Here is a 6,000-nt window from a genome sequence, read left to right as displayed (position 1 = left end):
TATATTTTGGGTTTGGTATTAGCTTGTTATCACTAAACACAATATTATTTTCATAATTCAAATCAAAGCTGCGCAAATCTAAATTGCTCGAGCCAATCAAGCCAATTTCACCATCAACCGTCAGTGTTTTGGCGTGTAGCAGCCCAGGTTTGTATTCATAGATTTTTACCCCAGCATTGAGCAGCTGCCAATAATAGCTGTGGCTGGTCGCGGCGACGATAAAGGAGTCGTTTTTCTTCGGAAAAATCATCGTAACGTCAACCCCGCGATAGGCGGTCGCACATAGAATGCTAACCAGTGAATAATCTGGCACAAAATAGGGCGTAGAAATGATCAGCGTATGCTGGGCTTGACTGATCAAAGCGCCTAAAAACTGCGGCGTGGTGCCGTGGTGCTGGGTCGGGCCATCAGAGAAAACTTGCGCGGCAAAATTATTGGGTGGCAGATTTGGCTGTAAATCTGTCGCATAAGGAAAGCTATCGAGCGGCGTGTCAGGATTTTCAGTCAACCAATCGCTGGCAAATAGCATTTGATTTTGCGCCACGATGGGTCCTTCGATGCGTAGCATAATGTCGATCCAAGGGGCGTATTTTGGCTTTACGCGAAACTCAGGATCGGCGCAGTTACGGCTGCCAGGATAACCAATCTTACCGTCAATTACAGTAATCTTGCGGTGATTGCGCAAATCAATGCGGCTAAACAGCAGCACTTTTAGGATATTGGTTAAGGGCAGCGCGACACTGACTTGCACGCCAGCTTCCTTCATTTCTTGCCATAGCTTTGAACCGATCATTTTGCGCGAGCCCATGCCATCGACCATCGCTCGGCAGGTAACGCCGCGCTTTGCTGCCCGAATAAGCGCTTCGGCGGTAGCTGTGCCCATGTCATCAGCCAGCCAAATATAATACAGCACATGGATATGATCGCTTGCGGCGTCAAAGTCAGCAATCATGCGTTTGCGCGTCTCAGCCGCATCGGCCATGAGCTCAGCACGATTGCCCACCGTGGTTTGAAAACCGGTGGCTTTTGCAGCATAGGCAAAAGCTGCTCGGTATTCAGACTTAACGGCATGTAATAAAGCAGTCTCGCTACCAAGCACCTCTGGACGATGCTGACGTAGTTTGTCGATAATTTCTTCACGTTGACGCGTGAAATTGCGCCCCAAATGCACCTCACCGAACATCCAATAAACCAGCACACCAAAATACGGTAAAACGAATAAAATGACCATCCAAGCCAAGCGTGCTGGCGCCGTTAAATCATGACGAGACAGCACGCGTAAAGAGATTAGTACCAGCAGTATAAAGTGAATGGTTAATAAAATATCGACGAGCATAACGGGGTCCATTGTTATTATATTTGTGCAGATTATTTTGGTTATTATTTATAAAGGTCTAAGTTATTGTCATTTGGCTTATTGATGGCTTTTATACTAATATTCGCCAAACAGCCAGCCGCTAACAAACGCAAAATATTCGCGAAACCAAGCATTGTAGCGAATCGAGAGCGGCGTAGGGCTGGCAAGCATAATTGGCCGCTGGTAGCCTTGATGCCTCGCTATGGCGGCGGCGCGAATGGTATGAAAATCACTGGTTACAATAGCAATCGGTGCTTTGATAGAAACCCCTTGCGCTGCCAAAATCACTTGACTATAGATTAAGTTTTCGGCGGTACTGGTGCTTTTGCCTTCTTGTAAAATGCGCTCTAAAGCTATGCCATGTCTCTCATGTAAATAGCTCGCCATAATGTTCGCTTCACTGTGCGTCTGTCCCATGCCGATGCCGCCACTGGTCAGCGCTAATGCCTCTGGCTGAGATTTGATCAGCGGCGCTGCCGTATCTAAGCGCTTAGCAAGCGTCGGCGTAGGTTTACCAGCGACCGTCCCTGAACCTAACACGATAATGGCAGCTACTTCAGGAACAGGCTGCGCGCTTTGTTTAATTTGCTGCTGCAGTGCGAATATAAACAGAGCAAAGCTGATAAGCCAGATAAAAAATAGCAGCCATAGCGCGTACCAAAGACGATTGCGGAGAGGGTTTTGCCTAGCAAACTTACGGATGGCATGCCAAAATATCCCATGGGCGACAAAGGCGCTGCCCAATAAAAAAGGTACCACCGTACCAAAGTTAATTTTGTCAGCCGTCATTAGCACGGCACAATCAACAGCGATAACGACGCCAGCAACAACCAATACGGCCCGCGCTATAGTAAGTAATTTTTTTGTCATAGTTTTTTTATGATGTAAAGACGCTTTTGTCAATTGAACGCCTATTTAATTGTCTGTTTATCTAATTATATTTTTGTTTAATGATATCAATCTGTACGAAATCTAAGCACTTCAACTTTAAAAAGGGAACACCTGATGACATCAATCATTTTTCATAATCCCAAATGCAGCTCTTCGCGTAATACCCTCGCCATCATGCAGGCCTCAGGTGAGAAGCCAGAAGTGGTGGAATACCTAAAAACACCGCCGACTCGTAGCTATTTAGTCGAGCTATTGGCGTTGATGAATACTACCCCGCGCGAGCTATTACGCAGTAAAGAAGACATTTATACAGCGCTTGGCTTAGATAATCCAGCATTGACTGACGCGCAACTGTTTGATGCCATGATAGCGCACCCTATTTTAATCAATCGTCCTATTGTTGTTACCAATAAAGGCGCAGCGCTGTGTCGTCCGGTAGAGCGGGTGTTTGAATTATTGGACAATCCGGTAGATAGTTTTACTAAAGAAAACGGGGAAGTGATTCAGCCAGATTTTGATGGTTAACGTGTGCCTGATAGGTATGCTCCATTTAAGGGCCAGCGTTTTTTCATCATGAGAATATCATAAGTGAGGACCTCAAAGATTTGTTGAGCAAGTATTTAACAACGCCTCAATGAAAACAGCGCCATAAAAGGCGCTATTTATTGATGAAGGGTCATAAATGGTCAAATCGTTTCTAATGGGGTAAATTGCTATTTTAAAAAATTGATCTTAATTTGGGACTCAAGGAAGGTAGCGGCGATATCGTTGTACTGATAACAATTGCTTGAGAGCAGTGGTGATGGCAGATCCAGAGTGGCGCTCGGCGGTCACCATCGGTGTTTCGACCTCAGGCAGGCAAACAACAGCAACATCGATACCTTGCTGACCCAGCTACATCCTTAAAACGTCGGCCAATCCCACGGCGCCAAATGTTGATGTCGCGTATTCTGAATATCCATAGCAGGGAAACAATCCTGCCATCGAGGCGATAAACACCAGTTCGGGGCGCTGCTTACTGTAATGACGCGTATGTTTTAGGTAGGGAAGTGCTGTATAGGCTACATTACGACTGCCGATCAAATTGATATGGATTTGACGTTGAAATCCAGCCTCGCTGGTCTCTTCAAAAGATTTAGCAATTGCGATGCCTGCACTATTGATGACGGTATTAGGCGCATCTAATGATATTTTAGCTTTATCAAAGACTCACGTTAATTGTTCAGTGTCGAGCATGTCTGCATGATAGCCTTGAACATCGCTTACACAAATTTTGGTTTTTTTGAGCTTGGGGCGGTGTTTATTAAGTGTAATCATCGCCTCATCGATGTAGTCATGAGCAAAAATACCAACCGAATCGCCTGCTTGAAGGTATCGTTTTGCTAGTTCTAGACCGATTCCACTACTGCCACCGACGATCCATCGCACCTATTTTTTTTGTTTTTTAAACAGCACGACATCCATTCTCTGTTCTTTAAAATGACTGCTGATTTTGTTTGTCGAGGTAACCTTGAAGCATTAAGTCTAAATACTACTTTATTATAGTGGAAAAATGTTCATTAAGATATTTTAGTAAGGAAGAGAGGGGCAGTCAATTTTGGCCATCCGTAAAGGCGACTTTTGGTCTTATTTACGTCATACTATCTAAAATCGCAATCAGAATAAAACCAAGGATTCGGTATGTCTGCAACAAAAGAAGAAATAGTGGCTTTTTTGGCGTCAGAATTTCCACAAACCAAATGCGTGGTTGAAGCAGTCGATCAAGATGGCGCTACCTTATCTCATGATATTGGAGTCGGTGAGCTTCGACCTGGCGGAACGGTTTCAGGACCCGTAATGATGGGATTGGCCGATGTGGCGCTGTATGTCGCGATATTGGGTAAGATTGGAATTGTGCCACTGACGGTCACCACAAGCTTGACCATTAATTTTTTACGAAAGCCATCAGCTGAGACACGGATTATCGCGAAGTGTCAGTTATTAAAAATTGGTCGATCACTGATTGTGGGCGAGGTGTCGCTATATTCCGAAGGATTGAGTGATGTGGTGGCTCATGTAGTGGGAACTTATGCAGTGCCGACGAAATCATCATCTGCACTGGACTGATTTATCAAGATTTGACGGATGTGTTCATCAATGATGTTGAATCGGATCAAAACAACAGGCATAAAAAGCCCGATGCGCTATAAATAAAAGGTAACGAAGAGATATTGGAGAGTTTGGAACAGGGTAGGAAAACGAGCATTTGATAAGATTGGCGGTGAAGGAGGGATTCGAACCCTCGATACGCTATGAACGTATACACACTTTCCAGGCGTGCGGTTTCAGCCACTCACCCACTTCACCGTTTAGACAGAGCGTTTGTAGACGCCACTGATTTTTGACTGGCTAAGTATAGCGGATAGCATTTAAAATGTCACGGCCTGCGCCGTATCTTTCTTTATTGCTAACTGCCTGCTAGGATAGCGTCTACGTAATTGGTCGGCATAGATGGTTGAGAGTGGCATGATAAGTTTTTTTAAAAATAAAACAAGCGTTAAAAAAAGCCTCATAACGATAGCTTTCACTGCCATAGTAGGTATCTCGTCTGCTCACGCGGATAACCTTAGCCAGTGTAGTCAGTCTTTTTACGGCGGCGTCTATCCTGAATTTACCAATCCCAAGCTCAATAACAATACCCAAGCGCTATGTATGGACGGTTTTGCCGTCATGTACTCAGGCGTATCGCGCACACCACTGTGGTCAGCAGAACATCTCGACCGTAAGCGCTTGCAGCAAGCCAAACAAATCGACCGTGAAGACAGCTTTCATGAAGAAAGCCGCCTACCAAAATCTATGCGCGCAACATTGTCTGATTATTCAGGCTCCGGTTACGATCGCGGCCATTTAGCGCCCAACGGCAATATGGCCAATCGCAGCCAGCAATACGATAGTTTTAGCCTTGCCAATATCGCGCCGCAATCACCGCGTAATAATCGCTATATTTGGCGTAATATTGAATCTGCTACGCGCTATTTAACCCAGCAGTATGGCGAAGTTTATACCGTTACAGGCGTCGCATTTACCAATAAAAAAACCAAGCAACTGGCGGATCGCGTACTGGTACCTAGCCATTTTTTTAAAGCGGTGTATATCCCAGCGAGCAATCAAGCAGGCGTCTATTACGCGCCCAATGATGAATCAGAGCGTATAGAGATTATCAGTCTTGATGACTTAACGGCTCATACCGGTATTGATGTTTTACCTGTGCTTGACGCCCAAACCAAAGCGCGCGCGTTTGATTTACCTTTAAAAGCGGGTGAAGCCTCAGATTTACCCAAAACGTCTCCCGAAGAACCCACTTGGATGCTATTTGTACTGGCTATCATTGACTGGCTCATGGCACAATTAAAAGCGTAAGCCGTTTAAATGTAATTAAATCCCCACAGCATTGCAAATCTACGTAAGGCATTGTTACGGTAAAGGAGGGTGAGATGATTGAACCATTTATGAATAATCATGAAAGTATGCAAATTGGCGAGCTGGTCATTGAAAACCAAGAAGATAAAATAATTATTTATGGAGACATTAATCTGGTATTTGATGAAGCTGGATATGAGCAAGCACAGCAGTTACACGAGCTTACCAGTAAAATTATGCTGGCATTTAAAAACCGAGACCAATATAGCAATAGTAAGGATAAGTCAAAAGAAAAAGATGACCAATCGGGCAAAATTATAGACAATCCGTTCCTGTAACTGTTTGATATGCTT

7 protein-coding genes, 1 tRNA gene and 1 pseudogene are annotated in these 6,000 nt (G+C 44.6%); 4 read left to right on the top strand and 5 right to left on the bottom strand.

Going from position 1 to position 6,000, the window contains the following annotated elements; all coding sequences use genetic code 11:
- The coding region (cls, locus tag B4240_RS05440) for a cardiolipin synthase (RefSeq protein ID WP_296237240.1) at positions 1–1,336 on the bottom strand (1,336 nt) is incomplete at its 3' end.
- Between the two features lie 96 nt (positions 1,337–1,432).
- Positions 1,433–2,227, bottom strand: a complete 795-nt coding sequence (locus B4240_RS05435; RefSeq protein WP_296237237.1) for a YdcF family protein — start codon at positions 2,225–2,227, stop codon at positions 1,433–1,435.
- Between the two features lie 135 nt (positions 2,228–2,362).
- On the opposite strand from B4240_RS05435, the gene arsC reads away from it, so the two are divergent.
- Positions 2,363–2,773: an arsenate reductase (glutaredoxin) gene (gene arsC, locus B4240_RS05430; RefSeq protein ID WP_296237235.1), complete on the top strand. Its 411-nt coding sequence runs from the start codon at positions 2,363–2,365 to the stop codon at positions 2,771–2,773.
- 369 nt (positions 2,774–3,142) lie between these two features.
- Here the strand turns inward: arsC and B4240_RS11595 are convergent.
- Both B4240_RS11595 and B4240_RS05425 read right to left on the bottom strand, forming a co-directional pair.
- A pseudogene (locus B4240_RS11595) lies at positions 3,143–3,442 on the bottom strand (SDR family NAD(P)-dependent oxidoreductase); the annotation flags it as partial.
- Positions 3,443–3,457: 15 nt separating this feature from the next.
- A complete protein-coding gene (locus B4240_RS05425; protein ID WP_296237233.1) occupies positions 3,458–3,676 on the bottom strand; it encodes a hypothetical protein in 219 nt (72 codons plus the stop codon).
- A gap of 252 nt (positions 3,677–3,928) precedes the next feature.
- Between B4240_RS05425 and B4240_RS05420 the strand changes: the two genes are divergently transcribed.
- The gene (locus B4240_RS05420; protein WP_296237231.1) at positions 3,929–4,354 is read left to right on the top strand and encodes a PaaI family thioesterase; all 426 of its coding nucleotides are present in this window, start codon (positions 3,929–3,931) and stop codon (positions 4,352–4,354) included.
- Between the two features lie 149 nt (positions 4,355–4,503).
- Here the strand turns inward: B4240_RS05420 and B4240_RS05415 are convergent.
- Positions 4,504–4,594, bottom strand: a tRNA-Ser gene (locus tag B4240_RS05415).
- A gap of 159 nt (positions 4,595–4,753) precedes the next feature.
- Here B4240_RS05415 and B4240_RS05410 point away from each other — a divergent pair.
- Together B4240_RS05410 and B4240_RS05405 are read left to right on the top strand one after the other, a co-directional pair.
- Positions 4,754–5,647, top strand: coding sequence for a DNA/RNA non-specific endonuclease (locus tag B4240_RS05410; protein WP_296237230.1), 894 nt, complete (start codon positions 4,754–4,756; stop codon positions 5,645–5,647).
- A gap of 74 nt (positions 5,648–5,721) precedes the next feature.
- Entirely contained in the window at positions 5,722–5,985 is a 264-nt protein-coding gene (locus B4240_RS05405; RefSeq protein ID WP_296237228.1) for a hypothetical protein, read from the top strand.
- Positions 5,986–6,000: the final 15 nt, after the last annotated feature.

The organism is Psychrobacter sp. UBA5136, assembly GCF_002414005.1.
GTDB lineage: Bacteria > Pseudomonadota > Gammaproteobacteria > Pseudomonadales > Moraxellaceae > Psychrobacter.
The sequence above is the reverse complement of the archived record's forward strand: the minus strand, read 5'-3'. Positions and strand labels throughout refer to the sequence as shown.

Coding starts and splice junctions, on each gene's coding strand:
- B4240_RS05435 (WP_296237237.1), bottom strand. CDS start 2,227: ATGACAAAAAAATTACTTACTATAGCGCGGGCCGTATTGGTTGTTGCT.
- arsC (WP_296237235.1), top strand. CDS start 2,363: ATGACATCAATCATTTTTCATAATCCCAAATGCAGCTCTTCGCGTAAT.
- B4240_RS05420 (WP_296237231.1), top strand. CDS start 3,929: ATGTCTGCAACAAAAGAAGAAATAGTGGCTTTTTTGGCGTCAGAATTT.
- B4240_RS05410 (WP_296237230.1), top strand. CDS start 4,754: ATGATAAGTTTTTTTAAAAATAAAACAAGCGTTAAAAAAAGCCTCATA.
- B4240_RS05405 (WP_296237228.1), top strand. CDS start 5,722: ATGATTGAACCATTTATGAATAATCATGAAAGTATGCAAATTGGCGAG.